Source organism: Klebsiella sp. FDAARGOS_511 (assembly GCF_003812845.1).
Classification (GTDB): Bacteria; Pseudomonadota; Gammaproteobacteria; order Enterobacterales; family Enterobacteriaceae; genus Klebsiella; species Klebsiella grimontii.
Genome location: NZ_CP033824.1, coordinates 4706736 through 4730755, shown reverse-complemented (window position 1 = coordinate 4730755; position 24020 = coordinate 4706736). Strand labels below are relative to the sequence as shown.

General features: G+C 57.1%; 22 protein-coding genes. 3 read left to right on the top strand and 19 right to left on the bottom strand.

Translation table 11 applies throughout. The features are described 5' to 3' along the window. Positions 1-10: 10 nt before the first annotated feature. Both EGY08_RS23920 and EGY08_RS23915 read left to right on the top strand, forming a co-directional pair. Positions 11-1531, top strand: coding sequence for a tripartite tricarboxylate transporter permease (locus EGY08_RS23920; protein ID WP_004123094.1), 1521 nt, complete (start codon positions 11-13; stop codon positions 1529-1531). Between the two features lie 105 nt (positions 1532-1636). Continuing rightward, positions 1637-2260: a DUF2238 domain-containing protein gene (locus tag EGY08_RS23915; RefSeq protein ID WP_004123096.1), complete on the top strand. Its 624-nt coding sequence runs from the start codon at positions 1637-1639 to the stop codon at positions 2258-2260. Here EGY08_RS23915 and menE read toward each other — a convergent pair. The 7 genes from menE to EGY08_RS23880 form a co-directional block, all read right to left on the bottom strand. After that, complete coding sequence (menE, locus tag EGY08_RS23910; RefSeq protein ID WP_049114238.1) at positions 2237-3628, bottom strand: o-succinylbenzoate--CoA ligase; 1392 nt, start codon at positions 3626-3628, stop codon at positions 2237-2239. The two genes, EGY08_RS23915 and menE, sit on opposite strands and share 24 nt — an antisense overlap. Next, positions 3625-4590 (bottom strand): o-succinylbenzoate synthase, encoded by a 966-nt coding sequence (menC, locus tag EGY08_RS23905; RefSeq protein WP_123829020.1) that lies wholly within the window; start codon positions 4588-4590, stop codon positions 3625-3627. The genes menE and menC overlap by 4 nt, the downstream gene beginning before the upstream one ends. Continuing rightward, positions 4590-5447 carry a 1,4-dihydroxy-2-naphthoyl-CoA synthase gene (gene menB / locus EGY08_RS23900; protein ID WP_004123101.1) on the bottom strand — a complete coding sequence of 286 codons (858 nt, stop codon included), beginning with the start codon at positions 5445-5447 and terminating at the stop codon, positions 4590-4592. Before menB ends, menC begins: the two co-directional genes overlap by 1 nt. Before the next feature lie 14 nt (positions 5448-5461). Further along, positions 5462-6220 (bottom strand): 2-succinyl-6-hydroxy-2,4-cyclohexadiene-1-carboxylate synthase, encoded by a 759-nt coding sequence (gene menH / locus EGY08_RS23895; protein WP_004123103.1) that lies wholly within the window; start codon positions 6218-6220, stop codon positions 5462-5464. Then, on the bottom strand, positions 6217-7887 hold the full coding sequence (gene menD / locus EGY08_RS23890; protein ID WP_004123105.1) for a 2-succinyl-5-enolpyruvyl-6-hydroxy-3-cyclohexene-1-carboxylic-acid synthase: 1671 nt from the start codon (positions 7885-7887) through the stop codon (positions 6217-6219). Before menD ends, menH begins: the two co-directional genes overlap by 4 nt. Positions 7888-7964: 77 nt before the next feature. Continuing rightward, a complete protein-coding gene (gene menF, locus EGY08_RS23885) occupies positions 7965-9260 on the bottom strand; it encodes an isochorismate synthase MenF (RefSeq protein WP_123829019.1) in 1296 nt (431 codons plus the stop codon). A gap of 98 nt (positions 9261-9358) precedes the next feature. After that, positions 9359-9820, bottom strand: a complete 462-nt coding sequence (locus EGY08_RS23880) for a GNAT family N-acetyltransferase (RefSeq protein ID WP_004123108.1) — start codon at positions 9818-9820, stop codon at positions 9359-9361. A gap of 59 nt (positions 9821-9879) precedes the next feature. On the opposite strand from EGY08_RS23880, the gene rnz reads away from it, so the two are divergent. After that, positions 9880-10800, top strand: a complete 921-nt coding sequence (rnz, locus tag EGY08_RS23875) for a ribonuclease Z (RefSeq protein ID WP_123829018.1) — start codon at positions 9880-9882, stop codon at positions 10798-10800. Between the two features lie 48 nt (positions 10801-10848). Here the strand turns inward: rnz and EGY08_RS23870 are convergent, their stop codons facing one another. From EGY08_RS23870 to nuoJ, 12 genes are all read right to left on the bottom strand, one after another. After that, positions 10849-11379 (bottom strand): tyrosine-type recombinase/integrase, encoded by a 531-nt coding sequence (locus EGY08_RS23870; protein WP_004123110.1) that lies wholly within the window; start codon positions 11377-11379, stop codon positions 10849-10851. A 34-nt stretch (positions 11380-11413) separates the two neighbouring features. Continuing rightward, the gene (locus EGY08_RS23865) at positions 11414-11923 is read right to left on the bottom strand and encodes a fimbrial protein (RefSeq protein ID WP_004123111.1); all 510 of its coding nucleotides are present in this window, start codon (positions 11921-11923) and stop codon (positions 11414-11416) included. A 12-nt stretch (positions 11924-11935) separates the two neighbouring features. Further along, positions 11936-12793: a fimbrial protein gene (locus tag EGY08_RS23860; protein ID WP_228712758.1), complete on the bottom strand. Its 858-nt coding sequence runs from the start codon at positions 12791-12793 to the stop codon at positions 11936-11938. A 203-nt stretch (positions 12794-12996) separates the two neighbouring features. Further along, complete coding sequence (locus tag EGY08_RS23855) at positions 12997-15546, bottom strand: fimbria/pilus outer membrane usher protein (RefSeq protein WP_123829017.1); 2550 nt, start codon at positions 15544-15546, stop codon at positions 12997-12999. Between the two features lie 30 nt (positions 15547-15576). Next, positions 15577-16239 carry a molecular chaperone gene (locus EGY08_RS23850; protein WP_004123115.1) on the bottom strand — a complete coding sequence of 221 codons (663 nt, stop codon included), beginning with the start codon at positions 16237-16239 and terminating at the stop codon, positions 15577-15579. Positions 16240-16301: 62 nt separating this feature from the next. Next, complete coding sequence (locus tag EGY08_RS23845; RefSeq protein WP_123829016.1) at positions 16302-16838, bottom strand: fimbrial protein; 537 nt, start codon at positions 16836-16838, stop codon at positions 16302-16304. Positions 16839-17264: 426 nt separating this feature from the next. Continuing rightward, on the bottom strand, positions 17265-17816 hold the full coding sequence (locus EGY08_RS23840) for a tyrosine-type DNA invertase (protein ID WP_004123118.1): 552 nt from the start codon (positions 17814-17816) through the stop codon (positions 17265-17267). A 202-nt stretch (positions 17817-18018) separates the two neighbouring features. Further along, a complete protein-coding gene (nuoN, locus tag EGY08_RS23835) occupies positions 18019-19476 on the bottom strand; it encodes an NADH-quinone oxidoreductase subunit NuoN (RefSeq protein ID WP_004123120.1) in 1458 nt (485 codons plus the stop codon). A 6-nt stretch (positions 19477-19482) separates the two neighbouring features. Continuing rightward, positions 19483-21012 carry an NADH-quinone oxidoreductase subunit M gene (gene nuoM, locus EGY08_RS23830; protein ID WP_004870953.1) on the bottom strand — a complete coding sequence of 510 codons (1530 nt, stop codon included), beginning with the start codon at positions 21010-21012 and terminating at the stop codon, positions 19483-19485. A gap of 313 nt (positions 21013-21325) precedes the next feature. Beyond that, positions 21326-23167 carry an NADH-quinone oxidoreductase subunit L gene (gene nuoL / locus EGY08_RS23825; protein ID WP_123829015.1) on the bottom strand — a complete coding sequence of 614 codons (1842 nt, stop codon included), beginning with the start codon at positions 23165-23167 and terminating at the stop codon, positions 21326-21328. Next, positions 23164-23466, bottom strand: a complete 303-nt coding sequence (gene nuoK, locus EGY08_RS23820) for an NADH-quinone oxidoreductase subunit NuoK (RefSeq protein WP_004104062.1) — start codon at positions 23464-23466, stop codon at positions 23164-23166. The genes nuoL and nuoK overlap by 4 nt, the downstream gene beginning before the upstream one ends. Then, a complete protein-coding gene (gene nuoJ, locus EGY08_RS23815; RefSeq protein ID WP_004123127.1) occupies positions 23463-24017 on the bottom strand; it encodes an NADH-quinone oxidoreductase subunit J in 555 nt (184 codons plus the stop codon). The genes nuoK and nuoJ overlap by 4 nt, the downstream gene beginning before the upstream one ends. Between the last annotated feature and the right edge of the window lie 3 nt (positions 24018-24020).

Below are 24020 nucleotides of genomic sequence, written 5' to 3'. Positions count from 1 at the left end.
GGAGAAGGTTATGGATATCTGGATTTATTTATCACAGGGCTTCGCCGTTGCCATGACGCCGGGCAACCTGACCATCGCGCTAATTGGCTGCTTTGTGGGCACTATCGTCGGTCTCCTGCCGGGTCTGGGCCCGATTAACGGTGTCGCGATCTTACTGCCGCTGGCCTTTGCTCTGCACCTGCCCGCGGAATCAGCGTTAATCCTGCTGGCTACGGTCTATATTGGTTGTGAATACGGCGGGCGCATTTCGTCTATCCTGCTTAACGTCCCCGGTGATGCCGCCGCCATTATGACCGCTCTCGACGGTTATCCGATGGCGCAGCAGGGACGTGGCGGCGTAGCGCTGTCGATCTCTGCCGTGAGCTCCTTTGTTGGTTCAATGATCGCTATCGGCGGGATCATCCTGTTCGCGCCGGTGCTGGCGCAGTGGTCGCTGGCGTTCGGTCCGGCGGAATATTTCGCCCTGATGATTTTTGCCATCGCCTGCCTTGGTAGCATGATGGCGGAAAATCCGCTGAAGTCGTTTCTCGCCGCGTTAATCGGTTTGGGGCTGGCGACGGTGGGCGTTGATGCCAATACCGGCGTGTACCGCTTCACTTTCGACAGCGTTCATCTTTCCGATGGCGTGCAGTTTATCGTGGTGGTGATCGGGCTCTTTTCGGTTTCGGAGATTTTGCTGATGCTGGAAAGCACCAGCGGCGGGCAGAAGCTGGTACGGAAAACCGGACGCATGCTGTTTAACGCCAAAGAGGCGGGCCAGTGCGTGGGCGCGACCCTGCGCTCATCGGTGGTGGGTTTCTTTGTCGGCATTCTGCCGGGCGCAGGGGCGACCATTGCCAGCGCTATCACCTATATGACCGAGAAAAAGCTCAGCGGCAATAGCGACACCTTCGGGAAGGGCGATATTCGCGGCGTCGCGGCGCCGGAAGCAGCGAACAACGCCTCCGCCTGCGGCTCGTTTATTCCGATGCTCACGCTCGGCGTTCCCGGCTCCGGGACCACCGCGGTGATGATGGGCGCCCTGACCCTCTACAACATCACGCCGGGACCGGCGATGTTTACCGAACAGCCGGATATCGTCTGGGGGTTAATTGCCGCGCTGCTGATCGCCAACGTGATGCTGCTGATTATGAACATTCCGCTGATCGGCCTGTTCACCCGCATGCTGACGATACCGCTATGGTTTCTGGCCCCGGCTATCGCCGCCGTGTCCGCGGTCGGCGTCTACGCCGTACACAGCACCACCTTCGACCTGCTGTTGATGGTTGGGCTGGGCGTGCTGGGCTACATTATGCGTAAGATGCACTTCCCGATGTCGCCGCTGATCTTAGGGTTTGTGCTGGGAGAGATGCTGGAGCAGAACCTGCGCCGCGCACTGTCCATCAGCAATGGCAACGTGGCGATTCTGTGGCAAAGCGGCGTGACGAAAACGCTTCTGTTTCTGGCCATCGCGGTGATTGTTGTCCCCCCGCTGCTGCGGTACTGGCGCAAACGTCAGCTTAATACGCAGGGCGATCTGCCCTCCTCCTGATGCTCAACGTCATTGGCGGTCGCTCAGCGCCGCCAATGACGGTATACGTTGAATTTCCACCACATCTGCCTGATAGTTATCGTTTTAACTTTCTGGTGATCCGTTATGACCGTCGCCGCATCCCGTTCGGGGTTAACCTTCGCCGCGCTGGCGCTGGCCCTGATTCTTGTTTACACCGGTATCAGCGCGGGGGATAAGCTTACCTGGCTGATGGAAGTCACGCCGGTGATCATCATCGTTCCGCTTTTGCTGGCCACGCGCTCGCGCTATCCGCTGACGCCGCTGCTTTACACGCTGATTTTCTTCCATGCCATCATTTTGATGGTCGGCGGCATGTACACCTATGCGAAAGTGCCCATCGGTTTTGACGTACAGGCATGGCTGGGACTGAGCCGTAACCCCTATGACAAGCTGGGGCACTTTTTCCAGGGACTGGTGCCGGCGCTGGCGGCGCGGGAGATTCTGCTGCGCGGTGGCTACGTTCACGGGCGGAAAATGCTCGGTTTCTTGGTCTGCTGTATTGCGCTGGCGATTAGCGCCGTCTATGAACTGATCGAATGGTGGGCGGCGCTGGCGCTGGGACAGGGCGCAGAGGAGTTTCTCGGCACCCAGGGCGATCCCTGGGATACCCAGTCGGATATGTTTTGCGCCCTGCTCGGCGCGCTGACCACCGTTTTTGCGCTGGGCCGCTGGCATACGAAGCAGCTACTGAACGTCCAGCGCGTCTGAGCCGGGTATGGCCTGCTGGTTGACCCAGTCACGTAGCGCCCGGCGGGAAATTTTAATGCCGCCGGTTTTCAGCGATTCAGGCAACCGCAGCCAGCGCACCGGCAGCTGAAAGCGAGCCAGCTTATCGGCGCACCAGCACGCCAGCGCGGACGGGTCGTAATGCTCGCCGCACTCCACCACCGCCACCGGCCGCTGGCCAAACTCCGCGTCATCCTGCGGCACGATAAAAATCTGCTGGATCCAAGGGTGAGCGCCAATGACCCGCTCCACCTCTTCCGGTTGAATGCCCTCCCCGCCGCTGAAAAAGAGATTATCCATTCTTCCGAGAATGGTCAGATTGCCGTTATCAAGCCTGCCGCGATCGCGGGTAGCAAACCAGCCGTGTTCATTAACCAGTGGAACTATTTGCTCATCGCGCCAGTAGCCTTCAGCCATGCTGTCCGAGCGCAGCCAGACCTCACCGTCGACAATCCGCAGTTCGCGCCCCGGCAGTGGCCGCCCGACGTCCGCCAGGCCGTCCGCCTCCTTGGCGCATACCGTCGAGGCAAACTCGGTTAGCCCGTAGCCGCACCAGCAGCGGATACCGCGCTGACCGGCCTGCTCGGTTAGCGCCACCGGAATCGCCGCGCCGCCGAGCAGAACCGCTTTTAACGACACCCTGGCGTCGCCGTTAAGCAGACGCCAAAGCTGAGTCGGTACCAGGGAGGCGTGGGTACAACCGCGTAAAGCGTGTTCCAGCGGCTGCTTGTCGCGTACCGTCAGGCCTGCGCCAGCAAACAGCCAGCGCCAGAGAATACCCTGGCCGGAAACGTGAAACAGCGGCAGCGACAGCAGCCAGTCGTCCTGCTGCGCAAAGGGTATCATCGCCAGCACGCCTTCTGCGCTGGCAAGATGGGCGCGAAAAGCGTGCACCGCCGCTTTCGGTAGTCCCGTCGACCCCGAGGTTAGCGTCATGGACGCGATACGATCTTCTCGCCAGTCGACCGCGTGGACGCCGTCGCCGGCGTGCAACGCTAATGGATTAAGCGCCGCCGGAAGGTCGCCGCCGTTTAGCACCAGCGCGTGGCGCAGACCCAAAGACGGCAGCAGTTCCGCCAGCTGAGGAGCCGGCAACTGAGGATTCAGCGGCAGGACGCGCGCGCCGCACTGCAGGAGGGCCAGCCACGCCAGCAGAGCATCGGGCTGGTTGTAAGCACGAAGCAGCACGCCATCGCCGTCGCGAACGCCCCGGGCGTGAAATCCCGCCGCCAGCGCATCAATTTGCGCGCACAGCTCCCGCCAGCTTAGCCGCCGCTCGTTCAGGCGCAGCGCCTGAGCCTCTTCCCGCAGCCGCCGCCAGTGGCGCCAGGGCCAGTCGCTAAAGGTCACAGCAGCGGCTCCAGGTCATCAACGTTCAGACACGGCAGATCGCTTTCCGGCCAACGGCGCACCAGTTGGGCACGCATCAGGCTCAGGGTGTCCAGACCGGGTATCGTGTTTGGGGTCAGCCAGGCGGCGATTCGCGCCAGTTGCGTCAGGCCAAGGCTCGACTCAATGGATGAGCTGATGACGGCCGTCAGCCCCAGCGCATGCGCCTGCGCCACCTGCTGCCGCACTTTTTGCAGGCTGCCGGTCAACGTCGGTTTAATCACTACCGCCCGCAGCCCCGGCTCGGCGGCAAAGCTAAAGTCCGCCTCGCGCAGGCTCTCATCCCAGGCAATAGCGATACCCGTTTCTTTCGCAAAAGCGCGTGAATCGTCGCGGTTTTTACAGGGTTCTTCGAGAAAGGCGATGCGGCTGCGATAGTGCGGATTAACATATTTAGCGAACTGCTGCGCTTTCAGCGGCGTCCAGGCGCGGTTAGCGTCGAGGCGCAGCGTCAGATCGGGAATCGCCTCCAGCAGTAGATTGACCACCATGCCGTCGCGCACCGCCTCATACAGGCCGACTTTGACCTTGGCGACCTTCTCGCCGGGCATCAGCGAAAGCCTGGCGAACAGCTCGTCCGGGTCGCCGGAACAGAGCGGCGCCGCGCGATAATCCGCCGTCTGCGGCAGCTCGCCGCACAGTTCCGCCAACGCGCAGCTCGCGCCGAAAGCCGCTGACGGCAGGGTCGGCAGCGCGCCGCCCTCGCCATCGCGCCAGGCGCTTGCCCACGCCAACAGCACCGTCTGCGCCTCATCCAGCGTTTCCAGGCTGAATCCGGGCAGGGGAGAAATTTCCCCCCAGCCTTCACGCTCGCCGTCGCGCAGGTGCAGAAGCAAACCATCGCGGGTTTTTAACCGCCGTTCACGCAGCACCACTCCCGCATCCATCGGTAGCTGCCAGCGGTAGACCTGCGCCTGCCGCATTACGGATTCCGTTTAAATTTGCTGAAGTCCGGCTGACGCTTCTGATTGAAAGCGTTGCGCCCTTCCTGACCCTCTTCGGTCATGTAAAACAGCATGGTGGCGTTACCCGCCAGCTCCTGCAGTCCCGCCTGACCGTCGCAGTCGGCGTTCAGCGCCGCCTTCAGGCAGCGCAGCGCCATCGGGCTGTTTTGCAGCATTTCCCGGCACCAGCGCACGGTCTCTTTTTCCAGATCCGCCAGCGGCACCACGGTATTGACCAGACCCATATCCAGCGCCTGCTGCGCGTCGTACTGGCGGCACAGGAACCAGATCTCACGGGCTTTTTTCTGCCCGACGATGCGCGCCATATAGGAGGCGCCCCAGCCGCCGTCGAAAGAGCCGACTTTTGGGCCGGTCTGGCCAAAGATAGCGTTTTCCGCCGCGATGGTCAGATCGCACATCATATGCAGGACGTGGCCACCGCCGATGGAATAACCCGCAACCATCGCCACCACCGGTTTCGGGCAGGTGCGGATCTGACGCTGGAAATCGAGAACGTTGAGGTGATGAACGCCGGAATCATCCTGATAGCCGCCGTAGTCGCCGCGGACCTTCTGATCGCCGCCGGCGCAAAACGCTTTATCGCCTTCACCGGTCAGCACGATGACGCCGATATTGTCGTCATAGCGGGCATCCGCCAGCGCCTGAATCATCTCTTTGACGGTCAGCGGACGAAATGCGTTGCGTACCTGTGGGCGGTTGATGGTGATTTTGGCAATCCCGTCCGCCGATTTTTGGTAACGAATGTCGGTGTAGCCTTCGGAGCAGTCCTGCCATTCAATCGGGGCGTAAAGCATTGCTTCATCAAGAGAGATCATAAAGTGTCCTTCAGTTAACTCGCTAAAAACTGTGCCAGACAAGCTACGACTGCACCGGGGTTTTCCCGATGCGCGTTGTGTCCGGCATGATTAATCACGTGCGTGGTGGCCGATAGCTCATCGGCGATGGCGCGAAACTTGCTGTCGCGTTCGCCGCAAAGGTAGTGAAAAGGGAACTCGCGCGCCCGTAACGCCTCGCGCAGATCGGGCTGTTCAGCCAGCGAACTGGCCTGCAGCATTGCCGCCAGCGTACCGCCGTTATTGCGGCTGCGTAGCGCAATCAGCGCCGCTCGCTGCGCTGCATCAAGGGAAGCAAAGACCGGCTGCTGATACCAGTCGGCAAACACCTGGGTCAGCGGCTCGCGGCGAAAGCGTTCCGCCCAGGCGGCATCGTTGCGACGGCGCAACAAGCGCTGGTTTTCATCCGCTAACCCCGGATGCCCTCCCTCAACAACCAGCCCGCAGAGCCCTTCGCGCGGCTGGCAGGCAAAGTACATTGCCACCCGTCCGCCGAGGGAGTAACCCACCAGCCAGTACTTAAGTATGTTGTAACTATTAAGCGTTTTCTCAATAAGATGACTAACCTCGGCCAGGCTGTTTGCCGCAATTTTCGCTGAACCGCCGTGGCCCGGCAGGTCAATATAGAGACGCGAATACGCGCCGAACGCCTGCCCGACCGTCAGCCATTCGCGACAATCGCCAGAAAAACCGTGCAAAAAGACCAGCCAGGGATGGCCCGGCTGGCCGCGTTCGGCCAGCGCGTGGAGGATCATAGCTGACTCACCTGGGCCAGCAGCCGCTGCAAAGTTTGCGTACCGTCGGTTTCGTTGACCACCAGCTCAATCAGCGTCGCGCCGGGGGCTCGCCAGGCAACGTCCAGCGCCTGTTCCAGTTCATTCCAGTCCGCAGGGCGATGATAAGTCAGATCGAACATCGCCGCCGCGTGCGCGAAATGGATATTCTGCGGCATCAGATAGAACTGGCTTCGCTGCTCCTGCGGCGTGGGCAGTAGGGAAAAAATCTGCCCGCCGTTATTGTTGACGACAATCAGCACCATCGGCGCTGAAGCCTGACGCAGTAGCGCCAGCGAGTTGAGATCGTAAAGCGCCGACAGATCGCCGACGATAGCCAGCGTAGGGCGCGCGCTGGCGCGCTGCACCCCGGCCGCCGTCGCCAGTAGGCCGTCGATTCCGCTGGCCCCGCGATTGCTGTAGACCGGGTAACCTGCCGGTAGCTGCGACAGCGCGTCAATTAAACGTACCACCAGGCTGTTGCCGACAAACAGCTGGCCCTGATCCGGCAGATAGCGCCGGATTCGCTGCGCCAGCTGGGCCTCGCCGAACGCCTCGCTGCTGGCGACCGCCGCCTGCCAGGCCTGGCGCGCCAGTTCAGGAATAATGACGGCCCACGGCTGGCGTTTTTCCGCCGGGTGCTGCTCAAGCCAGCGGTCGATGGCGCAGACCAGGCGACGACCACGATGCTGGGCAGGATCCAGACGCCCCGGTAGGTTGTCCACCAGCCAGTATTCTTCGGGTTCGCAGGTGGCCTGCCACTGCAAAACGCGCTTGCTGGTCAGGCTGCTGCCCAGTTGGACAATGATTTGCGCCTGCGCCAGTTCGCTGACCGCGTTTCCGTTGCCGAGCCACAGATCGGCGCAGGGAAGCGGCTGCCCGGTTTGCGAGAGCACATCGCCAATCAGCGGCCAGCCGAGCGTTTTCGCCCACTCGGCAACCTTTACGCCCTCTTCCGCGCTCATCCGCCCGGCGACCACTACGCCGCGTTTTTGGCGCCAGAAAAACCAGTCGCGCTGCTTTTCGCTTGAGGTCTGCAGAGACTGGCGCAGCCAGGGCTTATCGCTCTGCCACCAGTCGCCAAGCTGCCGCTGCCACTCGGCGCCGTTGTCGTCCATATCGCCGTACAGCGGTTCGGCAAACGGACAGTTAATATGAACGGCGCCGCCATGCAGCGCGCCGAGCGCCTGGTCGAGGGTCGAGACCAGCCAGCGGGAGGAGATATCCTGCGACGGGCGCGGAAGGGATATTGTGTGCGACGGATGCGAGGCGAACATGCCCGGCTGGCGTATGGCCTGATTCGCCCCGCAGTCGATCAGCTCCGGCGGCCGGTCGGCGGTCAGCAAAACGAGTTTTTCGCCGGTCAGCCCGGCTTCAATCAGCGCCGGATAGAGGTTGGCCGTCGCGGTACCGGAGGTCACAATCACCGCCACCGGCTGGCCGCTGGCTTTCGCCAGTCCTAGCGCCAGATGGCCAAGACCGCGTTCGTCAAAGTGGGTATGGTGAATAAACGCGCGGTTTTCCGCCGCCGCCAGGGTTAAAGGCGTCGAGCGCGATCCGGGCGCAATGCAGATGTGCTGCACGCCGTGGCGCGTCAAAGCTTCAAGGATCACCGCCGCCCAGCGTCGGTTAAATGCGCTTACTGACATGAATTTGTCCAGTATCAAATATTGAGGCTAAGTATAGATAAAGCAGACTGTTGCCGTTTTGATATGCATCGTTTTATCTATGTTTCTGTAAGCAGTAACGAACGCAATCCTGCGGCTTTATTTTCAATTTCCTGCCACTCCTGCTCAGGGTCGGAGCCGCTGACGATCCCCGCCCCGGCGTACAGTCTGAGCGTATGGTTTTCGACTTTCGCCGAACGCAGAGAGACGCAAAATTCGCTTTGCGCCAGCGACAGATAGCCGGCTGAGCCTGCATACCAGCCGCGGGTAAAAAGCTCATGACGGGTGATAAAATTCAGCGCCACCTGGCGCGGCAAACCCGCGACCGCCGCCGTGGGCTGGAGCAGATGAAGACAGCGGGCATCATCGGGGTTGTCCAGCTCGGCCCATATGCAGCGCCGCAGATGCTGAACTTTACGCAAACGGACAATCTGCGGCGGCAGCACTTCCAGCGCGCGCGTCTCACCTTGCATCCGCTGACAGATATCCTCTACCACCAGCATATTTTCGCGCTGATTCTTATCGTCGCCCATCAGCCAGTTGCCCAAACGCTGGGCCTGCCGATCGTCCGCATCGCCGGCGACGGTTCCCGCCAGCGCTTCGGTACGTAATAGCGCGCCGCGCCGCCGCCACAGCCGTTCCGGCGTTGAACCCACGAATGCCTCTCTCGGGTTGAAGGCCATCAGGAAGTGGAAGCAGTTGAGATTACTGCGGCGGCTGGCGGCCATAATCGATCCGGCGTTTAACGGCGCGGCGAAATGCAAATCGGTGGCGCGAGCCAGGACCACTTTGTCCATTTCCCCCGCCGCTATCGCCTGCGTCGCCTGCGTAATCAACGCTCGCCACTGCGGATAAGCCGGGAAATGCTGTTCGCTAAGCAGAGAGGGCACCGCAGTAGGTTGCGCCTGTTTCGCCACCAGAGAATCGAGAAATTCACGCGCCGCGCGGGCATCGTCGCAAAGCGACGTCTCGCTGGATAGCGCCAGACGCAGCGTGGCGCTGCCGCCCAGGCGACGCCACTCCAGCCTCGGCAATAGCAACAAACCCCGCTGAGGATGAAAGGCGTTAAGGCCGCAAATTCGCAGGTCATCACGCCCCTGCTGGCGCAAAAAAGCGTGCGCCAGCGTCAGGGAAGCAAAGGTTTTTACCGCCCCCAGCGCCGCCAGCTCTTCATCGCCGCTGCGCTGCTGCCAGTAGAACTGCGGCCACTGCCGCTGATGACCGCACCACAGCAGCGGATCAAAAGCGTCATTCAGCGCAAAGGGAACATCGAAAATTCGCGTGCCGGGCGATGGCGGGAACGCTTCATCCAGGCAGCGGTATAGGCTTTCCAGCGCGGTGGAAACAGACAGCACGCGAACCTCCACGGAGTAAAAACCCCACATTATACGGGGTACTACTGAGGAATAGCAGTACCCACGATGAGGGAGCGGGTTTTTAATTCGCGCGACGGTCAGTGGGTGGCGATTTCGTACGCCATGCCGATATGGTCGATGCCGTCCTCGTCGTAAACCTCGGTCACCGGCACAAAACCGAAGCTGGCGTAGAATTTTTGCAGGTGCGCCTGGGCGCCAAGATAGATGGCCTTTTGCGGCCAGTGTTGACGGCAGCTGGCCAACGCCTGTTCCATCAACTGATAACCCAGCTTCTCGCCGCGCGCCGCCGGGCTGACAATCACCCGGCCAATCACTACCGGTTCAAACTCGTCATCGCTCTTGAGAATGCGCGCGTAGGCCACCAGTTCATCGCCGCGCCAGCCGAGAAGATGGCGGTTCTCTCCCACCAGATCATCGCCGTCGACGTCCTGATAGACGCAGGATTGTTCGACAACAAACACCGCACAGCGTAATTTCAGCACAGCATATAGCTGGGGGACGGTCAGTTCGGCGTGGTGAAGATCCTGCCATGTCATCATCTGCGGTTCCTTAGTTGGTATACTTTACTTTTTGACCCACGCCCTGAGGATACTGGACGATGGAATTACTTTTTTTGGGGACATCCGCTGGCGTGCCGACCCGTACGCGTAATATGACGTCGATAGTGCTGAATTTGCAACAGCCAACAATGGCGGAGATGTGGCTGTTCGACTGCGGAGAGGGAACTCAGCATCAGTTTCTGCGCACCGCCTGTCACCCCGGCAAACTGGACAAGATTTTTATCACCCACTTACATGGCGATCACCTTTTCGGCCTCCCCGGCCTGCTGTGCAGCCGCTCGATGCAGGGCAATACGCTGCCGCTGACGCTGTACGGGCCAAAGGGGCTTAAAGAGTTTGTGGAAACCGCGCTGCGCCTGAGCGGTTCCTGGACCGATTACCCGTTGGCTATCGTCGAAGTCGAGCCAGGGCTGGTGCTTGATGAAGCTGGCTTTCGGGTTACCGCCTGGCCGTTAAACCATCCGGTCGAATGCTACGGCTATCGTATCGAACAGCATGATAAGCCGGGTACCCTTGATGCCGCTCAGCTTATCGCCGAAGGCGTGCCCCCCGGTCCGTTGTTCCAGCGCTTAAAACAGGGGTTGACGGTTGAGCTGGAAGATGGACGTGTGATTGACGGTAGACGCTATCTCGGCCCTACGACGCCGGGTAAGAAGCTGGCAATTTTCGGCGATACCGCCCCCTGCCCGGCGGCGCTGGAGCTGGCCCGCGGCGTGGATGTTATGGTCCATGAGGTGACGCTCGAACAGGCGATGGCGGAAAAAGCGAACAGCCGCGGGCATTCGACCAGCCAGCAAACCGCCGCGCTGGCGCACGACGCTGGCGTCGGTACCCTTATCGCCACGCATTTTAGTTCTCGCTATGACGCTGAAGGCTGCCAGCGTCTGCTGGCAGAATGCCAAGAGATATTCCCGTCTACCGTGCTGGCGGAAGATTTCATGGTCTATACCGTAGAATAAAAAAGAGGCGTAACGCGGCAGATAAAAAAGCCGCGAATGCGCCGCCAGCTACTCTTCAACGTAGCTGTTATAACGCAGGATAGATTTCAAATTCCGATAACCCAGGTAATCCTGGATAGAGTCGTCATCAATACCTTTTTTCCCCAGTTCATAGCCGCAGGCATGGCGCAGCATCCGCGGGTGAATATTTTGCTTTAGCTTCGCCAGCTCGCAGCACTCACGAATAATTTGATAGAAACGCTGGCGAGTCATCTGGTTTCCCCGGGAGGAGATAAACAGCAAATCATTATGAGCAGGATAACACTCTCTGGCCAGCAGCCAGCGCTGTAACGAGACAACCTCTTTTGGCTGTAAAGGGTGATAACCTGAGATACCGTGACGCGCTCGGCGGATATAAACCCTTTTCCGCGGTAGATCGATATCCTGCAAAGTCAGAGCGGTAATTTCATTAATTCGGCAACCGTGCAAAAAGCACATTTGGATCATGCAGCTATTTCTTTCCGGGTGAGCACAATAATGTGCGGCAAGTACCAGACGCTCAACATCCTTTACGCTCAGATATTCCGTATCTTCCTGCATACGCCATTCCTTTTCATCCATTTAGCTTATAAGGTTACTGATAGGTAAACGTCAGCTGTACGACAGACTCAAATTTACCCACCTTTGCACCACCCCGGGTTGAATATAAACGGGCAGCCAGCGGGAAAATACCTTTTCCGGTGCTTCCGTTGATAGCAATGCTCATCTGATCCTGATTTTTATAGGTTGTAGAATGATCGCTGCTGGTTATTTGCAGCGCGATATACTGCGCCGCGTCGCTGGCGGCCATATTGGCGAAATGAGTGGCATCGTCGCCATCCGTCACACCATCAAATTTTACCGTGGCTTTCGTAGTCCCGGCCGGACAATTTTCGACATTCAGGTAAAAAGTTTTCCACTCAGAAGCGTTGCCGGGCGTTTGAAAGTCGATATTTGGAAGCGGGCCGAAATTCACCTCTTGATATTGCGTATCGGTACTTACGTCACAGGGGAGGTAATAAATATTGCCCTTAACATTCAAAGGGACCCCGCCCGAAGATGAAAAAACGGGTAGCAATAATACCAGCCATAGCGCCTTTTTCATTATTCACTCCTGCTATTCAATTTCTGCCTGAATGGTCGCCGTAGCGGTAAATCCACCTCCGCCGGGTAAATGCCCCGTGGTATTAATCGGATAGATTTTCATGGTCGTGTCCCCACTCTGGCTCGGGTAATTAAAATTGACCGGCAGCATCCCTGAAATAACGGGTATTTTGACGCCGGTAATATTTTCAATGCGCACCGCAATATCGCTATTGGTAGTCGCCAGCGCAGTGCTGTCGTGGGTATCGGCCGCGCCCTGGAATGAGAGCGCTATTTTTACCCCGGCGGAAATGTTGGTGCACGCCACCGTCATATTTACCGTGTGCGGGGTGAATCCTGTGGGCATCTGATTTATTGTTTTAAAGTGGTTGGCGGCAATATCGCCAAAATCAATGTTAATCGGTTGACCGGTATTTATCTCACACGATTGCGGAACCGTAACCGAACCGTTCATGGTGATTTGGGTCATCGGAGTAGCGCTATAACTCCCCTTCTTTCGCGTCCCATAAACATTGAGGATTATCGTCGGGGGGATTGTCACCCGGCCAACGAACGGCCGGGTAAAATAGAGTGAAATATACCCTTTCGAACCGGTGTCAAAAATTGTACCCGTGGTATTACATGGGAATGAGTTAATGTAATTGTTACTCTTATCCAGTACCGGCGTCGGCACAAACTGGTTTAATTTTCCGGCGATATATAGCTCACTAGCGATTTCCAGGTATGGATTCAGACGATAATAATTTAAGCCATTTCGCGTTTGCGTTGCAGCAAGGCCAGGAATTGTCGTTTTAAAAAAAGTCGATGTATTAAGCGTGGTCGCATCACATTCACACCTCGCCTGATACGTTCCCCCCGGTATTCCATTCATATATACGAAGAAACTCCATCCCTGCCTGGTTTTGCGAGGGATTAGTAAATGTTTCAGTAAAAGAAAAACTGTCCTGAAAAGCACTCCCGCTATTCGTCTGACACCACCCGGATGCCGCCATCGCCTGCGGCGATATCGCCAGCGCCATCAGGCCCGCTACTATTCCCCATGAAAATCGTTTCATTGTCTCTGCATCCTTTCGATTAACGGCAAAGCGCCTGGGCTACAATGATGCCGGTAAGTTGTTTTGCTGACGGCAGCGTATAGTGGATCTGGCAGCGTTCCTGCGTCCCGGCGCCCCACTTCGCGTTAAGAATGCCGTTAGATTCCAGTCCGGTCAGGTAGACTTGTCCGCCATCTCCAACGATAAAAGCCTGCTCAGATGACGCCGTCCCGGGGACGCTGACCATGGCGCCGAAAGGGAGAAGCTGTCCACTCTCCTGACGCACCGTCATCAGCACCCGATTACCCACGCTGGTGGCATAATTTGCGCGAACCACCGCCCCACGGGTAGGCACAACGGTCTGAGTCGCCAATTCGAGGTCGACATCATCCGGCATCGTCGTGGTATCGAGCGTCAGGATATTCTTACGATACGGCGAGGCGTAAGGTACAACGGTGTAGCCCCGCCAGTCGGTTCTGACCCCGGTCTGGCTATTCACGCCGACGCCCGCGGCGCCGGGCGCCTTGATTAACGCAACGGTTTCGCCGAAAGGCTGCCCCAGCGTCAGGCCGTTTTCATGCACCAGCGCTCCGCCGCGCAGGGCGTAGTTCAGACGATGGCTGTATTTATCATGGCTGTAGCCGCCGGTAATCTCAGCGTAGGTCGCCCGCCAGTCTGCGTTGAGGCTACCGCTCTCCCCTCTTCCCTGGCTGGTATAGCCTTCCTGTACGCTCCAGCTCAGGTTGTTACGCTCCAGCAAGGTGCCGGAGAGACCCAGGTTATTGCTGGTTGAGCCATTTTTGCTGCTGTTCAGGGAGTAGTTGGCATAAACCGGCTTCGGCAGCCATTCCCCCAGCGGCACGCTGATGCTCAGGGCGAAAAGGTGGTCTTCGTCATTACGCTTACCGGTGTTCTGGTCGGTAGTGTTGCGGTTATAGCTGTAGTTCATGCTATAGCTGATGCCGTGCCAGCTGTTGTTATATCCAACGCCAACGGACTCCATGGTGCGACCGCTGTTCCAGTAGTCTTCGCGGATATAGCTCAGCGACAGCGATCCCAACTCTTCGCCCAGGCTCTGGCTGACCGTGACCTCTCCCCGATTGCGCCGCCGTTCAATAGAAGGCGTGTAGGTGTCATCCCGATAGGTATCCAGCACTTCCTGCATATCCCAGAAACCGCTGGTCGCATAGCGATACCCTGCCAGACTCACGTTGGTTCCCAAACCAGGAAGGTCTTTACTGTAACGGACACGTACCGACTGCCCGCTCTCTTTCTCTTTATCCTGTCTTGTCGACCAGGCCTGGATGATATCGGTCGAGACGGCGCCCAGTTCACCGAGGTTTTTCCCCATACCCAACGCCACCGACTGGTATTTGCTGCTAAACTGGCCGCCGCCGTAAAGGGTTAACCCCCAGGGCAAGCCGTAAATCGCCGTCGCCTGGCTGAGAGGCGTTTCGTCAATGCTGTTGTCGTAGGCGCGATATACGCCAGAGGTGACGCTATATTTCAGGCGCCCTTCGCGCTGCAGGACCGGGAGCGAAGCGTAAGGGACGATCAGATTCTGCTCGCTGCCATCCGCTTCTTTGATGGTGACGGCTAAATCACCGGAACCGCCGGTCGGGTACATATCGGTGATTTCAAAAGCGCCAGGCGCAACGTAGGTCTGGTAAATCTCATAGCCGTTCTGGCGAATAATGACCTGAGCATTAGTACGCGCAATCCCGCGAACGACGGGCGCATAGCCGCGCAGGCTTTCCGGCAGCATATCGTCATCGGAAGCCAGCATCGCCCCACGGAAGGGAACGCCCTCAAAAACATCGGCATCCGTGCTGCTATCGCCCAGCGTCATCACCCCCTGTAGCGCATTGATGCTGCGCTGCGCATAGGTATATACCGTGTCCCAACTATTATTGGATTCTCCACCGCTGCTGCTGCGCGCCCAGGTCGTGTAGTTCCGCAGACGCCACGGCCCGATGTTGATTCCGGGACGCATGTTAACGTATTGGTTATCGCTGTCCGGCGTATCGTTCTGGCGTGACCAGTTATTTGCCCCGCTAAACGAGTAATTGAGCAGCAGCGCCGTCACTCCGTCATCCCACTGTTTCGGATCTACCCAGCCTCGGGCTGCGCTGGACACCGCCGCCTGAGGAAAGCTTAGTAGCAGGCGCTGCTGGCTGAAGCGAAAATCGGCTTTTGCCTGCGGTATAACGCTAATATCCGCGCAGTGGGGTGACTTGTGCCCTAATTCAGGAAATTGGACGACGCGCACGCCCCATGCGGCAAGCTCTTCTACCGTCAGGCAAGGCTGCAATTCCGTAGCTCCCGGGCCTTTGCTCTGCTGAAAAGCCACATCGCGGGTATCCATAAAAACGTTGTTAAGATAAATATCTACCCGATAGGTGCCCGGCAGCTGCCCGCCCGCCTGCTCATAAGCGGATAAATCCCTGACGCCCGTATGGGGGCCATCCATTTCCAACAGTGCCGGGTTAAAAACATCCCGCGCCAGGACCTCATCACTCAGCGGTAGCAGCGCAACGGCCAGAGCGCCGGCTATCCGGTTAAGCCGCCATTTATTATGATTATTCTTCATTTTCTCTGGAACTCCCTGGCCTGAAAGCCTCTACAAACTCGCGCGGTGCAGCGCGCCGATACCGCCGTAATCGTTAATCAGTTTCCACTGCAAAGCGCCGGCGCTGACGTTCGGCAATTGAAAACGCGCCGTTTCCCCCGGCCCCACCCAGTTCGCGTCTTTGACTTCGGCGCCGCCAACTTTGACTTCGGCAAAATTCATATAAAAGGCGGTGGGATTAGTGACCTGTAAGGTATTACCGCTACGCGTCCAGCGAAGCTGCTCCGTCACCATTTCCGGTGTTCCTTCGACGGATTTGGGGCGATAAATCAATTTGATACGCGTTTTGATAGCGATCTGTAAGGTATTGGCGCCGGCTTTAGCCTGCGAGGAGGGAATCGCTTTAATGTTCATCCAGAACATGCTTTCTTTATTTTCCGCTAAACCGCCGCTGTAAATGACCCGCAGTCGGGTTTGCTGTTCGCCCTCAAGGCGAAATAAAGGCGGCGTTAACAGAAAAGGGGCAGCACCTTTATTACTCTCAACCCAGCTTTGAATGAGATAAGGCGTAGCGTCATTATTGGTTACGCTCAGTGAGGACTCTTTTTTACCGCCGGGATAGATCAGGCGAGTACCGCCGGTAACCACTCCCGCATGCGCCGCGGCACCGACCAACAGCCATCCAGCTATTAGCACTTTCAGGTATTTTTGCATCTCCAGCTCCCTGGAAAAGCGAGCCACATAGGGCTCGCTAACACTGTCATATAGACGGAAAATTAGTTATAGCTGATGGTGAAGTTGGCTGTACCGTCAGCCTTACCGGCAACGATGGAGGTCTCAGTCTGGATATAACGGACGCGGAACGGCAGATCGATATTGCCGGTAGCCGGGATGGACAGGCTGGCAGAACGAGTATAAACCGGCAGCGTCGAGTTGCTGCTAGCATCAACCAGCTGCAGGGCCACGCCGGTCGCCACGTCCGGATCGACGCCCGCGCCGGTCAGCTGCAGTTTATCATTATCCCCGTTGACGTTGGCGCCGGAGAACAGTACCGATGCTTTAGCGACGGTAGTCGGGCAGTTTTCCAGTTTAATCGCGAAATTCTGTTCAGCCGCAGTAGACCCGGTACCGCTAAACGCGGTCTTGGCAATCTGCCCCATCTGAACTTCCAGCGGGTTGGACAGGTCGTTCACCACGTCGCAGCCAGCATCAATGATATCGCCGATAAACTTCACCTGACCGTCATCCGCCAGCGCAGCACCAGAGAACGCCGCGCAACCAGCGACAACAGCAGCAAGTAATGTTTTTTTCATGATTTATCCTTTTCAATGCAGTCAATGCATTCACTTATAAGCGCAATACCCTGCGCATCCTTTTATTTACGTTTGATACTAATAACGCAACAAAACATTGACCCATGAAATGGATATAATATTACGAAGTGGTCATTATGTATCAATTTGACCACTTCAATTAATTGAAATATATATCGCCAGGGAAGGCATTTTTTATTTCATATTTACCAGGGAAAAGCCTAATAAACACGATAAAAAACTAAAGAGTGGGAAGAGGCACAAACCATACATGAAGCCAATTAAAGAAACCAAGAAAATAAATGACACCTATATTTAATATAACCACATGAAAATAATAATAAAAAATATTGTTAATCATAAATTGACATTGTTACCACCTGTGGATAGCATAGGAGTCAGTTTGATACAAAATGACTATTCCATTTACCAAACCTCTCTAAATCTTGCATCATTACTTGCCGTATAGATAACCGTATGCTGAATATTCCGGTGTCCAAGGAAATCCTGGATTAATCGTGTATCCACCCCGTTATTCGCCAGCGCGAAACCGCACGCGTGGCGCAGCATATGCGGATGCGCATTGATTTCCAACTGAGCAACAAGGCTCAGATTTTTCATCATCTGATATATTCTCTGGCGGGATAAAGGCTGGCCATTTCGTGATAAAAAGAGCCAGCCGGAATTATTCCCGGGGTAATTATTACGCACGCGCAGCCACTCGTTGAGTACCTTTACCTCTTGTTTGTAAATAGGATGCGTGGTTGAAAAGCCATTTTTCAGCCGACGAATATAAATGACCCCACTTTGAATATCGATATCAGAGAGCTTCCAGTGGCGAATTTCGCTCACCCGACACCCATGATTAAAACACATCCACAGTAAACAGACATCGCGTTCCGGGTTAGCCCCCCGCCTGGCGGCTTCAACCAAACGCTGAACCTCCCCGACGGTCAAATGCTTACGCCTTGTTTTCATTCATTTTCTCCATCTACAAAACACAACATTGTGCGTAGTAATAATAGTACGGAAAATAAGAGGATGAGTGGAAATGTAAAGTGAGCTTAATATGATAAAAAGCATGAATATTACAAAAAATATTAAAGAGTAGAGCCCACCGTTTTCGCGCAGATAAAAAAAGGATCGCCGAAGCGATCCTTTTTACCCACGACCAATATCATTACATCAGCGGCATAGCCAACTGTACGATACTGATTAACGGCTGCGGCCATACGCCCAGCACCAGCACCAACAGCGCGGAGATCAGCACCACGATGCCCCCGGCGCTGTACTGCCAGTTAGACGGCGCATCGCGATTCAGTTTCTCCGGCGCGCTCAGATAGAGGCTCACCGCCACGCGCAGGTAGTAGTAGAGGCCAATCGCTGAACCCAGCACTACCGCCCCGACCAGCCACCACAGGTGCGCATGCACACCTACCGCCAGCACGTAGAATTTACCGATAAAGCCTAGCGTCATCGGGATACCGGCAAGAGACAGCATCATCACCGTCATCACCGCCGACAGAATCGGACGATGCCAGAACAGGCCGCGGTAGGAGTAGAGCGAATCGGCATCCGGGCCGCGGTACGGGCTGGACATCAGGCTCACCACGCCGAACGCGCCGAGGCTGCTGAACAGGTAACCGGCCAGGTAAACCCCCACCGCTTCCATCGACATGTCGCCGCTCTGCAGGGCAATCAGCGCCACCAGCAGGTAGCCAAGATGGGAAATGGATGAGTAGCCGAGCAGACGTTTGATATTGGTCTGGCTCAGCGCCATCAGGTTACCGAAGATAATCGACGCAAAGGCGATCAGGCCCAGCACCACGCGTACCGCCTCGCTGCCGCCAACCGGCATATAGAGGAACAGACGCATCACCACGCCGAAGATGGCGATCTTACTGGCGGTCGCCAGGAAGGTGGAGACCGGCGCAGGCGCACCCTGGTAAACGTCCGGCGTCCACAGGTGGAAAGGCACTAGCGACAGCTTAAAGCCAAGGCCGACAATCATCAGACCAAGACCGGCCAGCAGTAGCGGCTCGTGCAGCATGCCATCCGTCAGGCTCTTACCGAGCGCCAGGAACGAAAGGTTACCGGAATTGGCATAAACCAGCGCCATACCGAACAGCAGGAACGAAGAGGCAACCGCGGACAGAATCGTGTACTTGATGCTGGCTTCCAGCGAGCGTTTCTGGCGGAAGGCGTAGCCGACCAGGCCGAACAGCGGCAGCGAAATCAGTTCGATGCCGAGGAACAGCGCCGCCAGATGGTTAGCGCCCGCCAGCAGAATGCCGCCCAGCGCGGCAATCAGCACCAGCAGATAGAACTCTTCTTTATTGTCCTTGTAACCCTCAAGCCATGGGTAGGCGAAAGTACAGGTGGCGAGGCTCGCCAGCAGCACCAGCCCGGTGTAGAGCATCGAGTAGCCATCTACGCGAATCAACGGCGTGACGTCCATCGCTCCGTTCTGACCCACGAACCAGAGTGATATCAGCGCGGCGTTCAGGCCGAGAACCGACAGCGTGGCATTGAGGAAATGATTGCGTCGCCACGCAATGGAGAGCATCACAACCACCACCGTCAAGCCGACGATCAGCAGCGGTAGCAGTGCGATCAGTTGTTGTGGAGTTATTGTCATGGCGAATTACGGCCTTGTAGTAGAAACAGAATTAACAAACCACTGCTGAATGTTGCTCATCGCAGAGTGCGAGGTGTCCAGAATCGGCTGTGGGAAGAAGCCCAGCAGCACCAGCAGAACAACCAGCAGCAGGATGATCGACAGTTCACGCAGGGACATTCCCGGCAACGCTTTCGCGGCGATTTCGCTTTTTGCTTTACCAAAGTACGCGCGATGCAGCATCGACAGCGAGTACACGGAAGCGAACACCAGACCGAAGGTAGAAATAATAGTAATCACCGGTACGGTTTTATAGCTGCCGAACAGAATCATAAATTCGCCGACGAAGTTACCGGTACCCGGCATCCCGAGGGTCGCGACCGCAAAGAACATCGATAGCGCCGGCAGCCACTTAATTTTGCTCCACAGGCCGCCCATCTGACGCATATCGCGCGTATGCAGGCGCTCGTACAGCTGGCCGCAAAGAATAAACAGGCCAGCAGCGGACAGGCCGTGGGCAATCATCTGAATCACCGCGCCCTGGTAAGCCAGCTGGCTGCCGGTGTAGATAGCAATCAGCACGAAGCCCATATGGGAAACAGAGGTGTAAGCAATCAGACGCTTGATATCGTACTGGCTGAAGGCCATCCACGCGCCGTAGAAAATACCGATGACGCCCAGCCACATGGCGATAGGGGCAAATTCGGCGGAAGCGTTCGGGAACAGCGGCAACGCAAAACGCAGCAGGCCGTAGGCCGCGGTTTTCAACAAGATCCCCGCGAGGTCAACAGAACCGGCGGTCGGCGCCTGAGAGTGCGCATCCGGCAGCCAGCCGTGCAGCGGAACCACCGGCATTTTTACCGCGAAAGCGATAAAGAAGCCCAGCATCAGCATGTATTCCACGCCGTGGGACATCGGGGTTTTCAGCAGTTCTTCATAGTTGAAGGTCCACACGCCGGTAGCGTTGAAGTGGACAAACGCCAGCGCCAGGATGGCAATCAGCATCACCAGCCCGCTCGCCTGGGTATAAATGAAGAACTTGGTTGCCGCCGTGATACGCGTTTTACCGTCGGAGGCCTTATGGCCCCACAGCGCGATCAGGAAGTACATCGGCACCAGCATCATTTCCCAGAAGAAAAAGAACAGGAACAGGTCGATAGCCAGGAATACGCCGATCACGCCGCCGAGGATCCACATCAGGTTAAGATGGAAAAAGCCCTGATATTTTTCAATTTCGCGCCATGAACAGAGCACCGCCAGCACGCCGAGCAGCCCGGTCAGCACCACCATCAGCAGCGACAGACCGTCGATAGCCAGATGAATGCTAATACCGAATCGCGGGATCCACGGCATCACGAATTCCGACTGCCACTGCGGAATACCGGTAGATTGCGTGAGAGAATAGCCGCCCTGCATCCACAACTGCAGGCCAAGCAGAAACGTCAATCCCATAGTGATCAGCGCGATCCAGCGCGGCATCTTCACGCCAAAGCGTTCAGTCTGCCAGCACAGGAAGCCGCCGATGAAGGGAATTAGTATTAACCAGGGTAATAACATAGCTAAGTATGTCCCTTATATTTTACTCCTGCTCAGGCTATCTCGCTCGCCAGCCCGAATCCTGCCAGTGCTCACACAAAACGCAGCGCGTTTCGAACGTCCGTAAGGACGGCCCCGTAGGGGTGAGCTTCGCGAATCATCCTCACGTACTCAAGTACGCTCCGGTCGATCTGCGCTGGCGGTCTCCGATCTGACTTCGCCGATGACGCCTGTACTTCAGGAACAGATTTTAAACGAATTCTAAAAATAATTTTGGGTTTGTAGGCCGGATAAACACAGCGCCATCCGGCAATCGTTCAACCAGCCAACAAACTCAACGCAATACCATCAGCAGCGCCAGCACCACGACCGCGCCGATGCCCATAGAAGCAACATACCAGCGCAGATAGCCATTCTCGCTCACCACCAGGCCTTTGCCTGCGAAGCGGGAAAGGATCGCCGGAATGTTCATCAGGGCATTCAGCGGATCGCTCTTCAGCAGCCACGCCACGCCGAGGAACGGCTTAACGAACACTTTGTCATACAGCCAGTCAAAGCCCCAGGCGTTGTACCACCAGGTACCGAGCAGACGACCCGGCGCGCTGTTGGCAATCGACGTCACCAGCGTGCGTTTACCCAGCCACAGCCAGGCGGCAATCAGAATGCCGGCGATGGCAATCACCCCGGAGGCGATTTCCAGCGTCATGACGCGTCCGTGTTCAAGCTCGGTGGTCTGCGGCAGCACGCCTTCCAGCGGCGGCACAATCAGCGCGCCAACAAAGGTCGAGAGCACCAGCAGCACAATCAGCGGCAGATGATGGGTAATCCCCTTCCCTGCATGAGCGTGAATTTGTTCTTTACCGTGGAACACGATGAAAATCATACGGAAGGTGTACAGGGAGGTCATAAACGCCCCGACCAGACCGGCGACCATCAGATTAAGATGACCATTCGCCATCGCGCCCGCCAGAATCTCATCCTTACTGAAGAAGCCGGCAGTCACCAGCGGCAGCGCGGACAGCGCGGCGCCCCCTACCAGGAAGCAGACGTATACCAGCGGAATTGACTTACGCAGGCCGCCCATCTTGAAGATATTCTGTTCGTGATGGCAGGCGAGAATCACCGAACCGGACGACAGGAACAGCAGCGCTTTAAAGAACGCATGGGTCATCAGATGGAAAATTGCCGCATCCCATGCCTGCACGCCAAGCGCGAGGAACATGTAGCCAATCTGGCTCATGGTGGAATACGCGAGTACGCGTTTGATATCGGTCTGCACCAGGGCGGCAAAACCTGCCAGTACCAGCGTCACCGCCCCGACAATCCCCACCAGATGCAGTACTTCCGGGGTCATCAGGAACAGGCCGTGAGTTCGAGCAATCAGATAAACACCGGCGGTGACCATGGTCGCGGCGTGGATCAGCGCGGAGACAGGGGTTGGACCCGCCATCGCGTCCGCCAGCCAGGTCTGCAACGGCAGCTGGGCAGATTTACCCACCGCGCCGCCCAGCAGCATCAGGGTTGCCCACATCAGCATGTTATTACCTGCTTCGAAGTGCGCAGGCGCCAGTTCGACCATTTCGCGGAAGTTCAGGGTGCCCAGCTCGTCGTAGAGAATGAACAGCGCGAACGCCAGGAATACGTCGCCGACGCGGGTCACCACAAACGCTTTCATCGCTGCCGCGCCGTTCTTCGGATCGGTGTAGTAGAAGCCGATCAGCAGATAGGAGCACAGGCCCACGCCTTCCCAGCCGAGGTACATCAGCAGCAGGTTATCCGCAAGCACCAGAACGACCATGCTGGCGATAAACAGGTTGGTATAGGCGAAGAAGCGGGAGTAACCCTCTTCACCGCGCATATACCAGGAGGCGAACATGTGGATCAGGAAGCCGACGCCGGTGACCACGGACAGCATAGTCAGAGAGAGGCCGTCCAGCACCAGATTGAAGCCGATGTTGAAGTCGCCGACCGACATCCAGGTCCACAGCGGTACGCTGACCGCCTGTTTGCCGTTGGCGAAGAAGTCAACGCCGACAAACGCCGTGACCAGCGCCGCCAGGCCTACCGAGCCCACACCCACGGTGGCGGATAAATTTTCCGACCAGCGGCCACGGGAGAAGGCCAGCAAAACAAAGCCAATCAATGGCAAAAGAATGGTTAAGGCAAGCATGTTCATCCGCGCAACTCACTTACTGAATCGATGTTCAGGTTCTGGCGACGACGATGGAGCTGCAGCAGCAGCGCCAGGCCGATACTCGCTTCCGCGGCGGCGAGCGTGATGGCGAGGATATACATTATCTGGCCATCGGTCTGGCCCCAGTAGCTCCCTGCAACCACGAAAGCCAGCGCGGCGGCATTGATCATGATCTCCAGGCTAATCAGCATAAACAGCAGATTGCGGCGGATAACCAGCCCCGTCAGGCCGAGGACAAACAGGACAGAGGCGAGGATCAGTCCATGTGTTAAGGGGATCATGCGTGTTCCTCCGTTTTTCTTTTATCGCTGTCGTTCGGACGGTTGCTCAGCACTTCCCCGGCGCGTTCTTCACGGCCGATATGGAAGGCGACAACCAGGCCCGCAAGCAGCAGCATGGAGGCCAGCTCCACCGCCAGTACGTACGGCCCAAACAGCGCGATACCCACCTCTTTGGCGTTAATCGCCGCGCCGTCGATACCCTGATCGTTAACGCCGAGAATGGCGTAAACGATCACCACCAGCAGCACCGCGGAAAGAATGGCTGGACCAATCCAGATCCCGGGTTTCAGCCACTGACGCTCCTGTTCGATTTCGCTGCCGCCCAAATTGAGCATCATCACCACGAACACGAACAGCACCATAATGGCCCCGGCGTAGACAATAATTTCCAGCGCACCGGCAAAGTAGGCCCCTAACGAGAAGAACACCCCGGCAATCGCCAACAGCGAAATAATCAGGTACAGCAGCGCGTGCACCGGATTGGTGTGGGTGATCACCCGCAGGGTTGCGAGGATGGCTATCAGGCCACAGATATAAAAAGCGAATTCCATTGC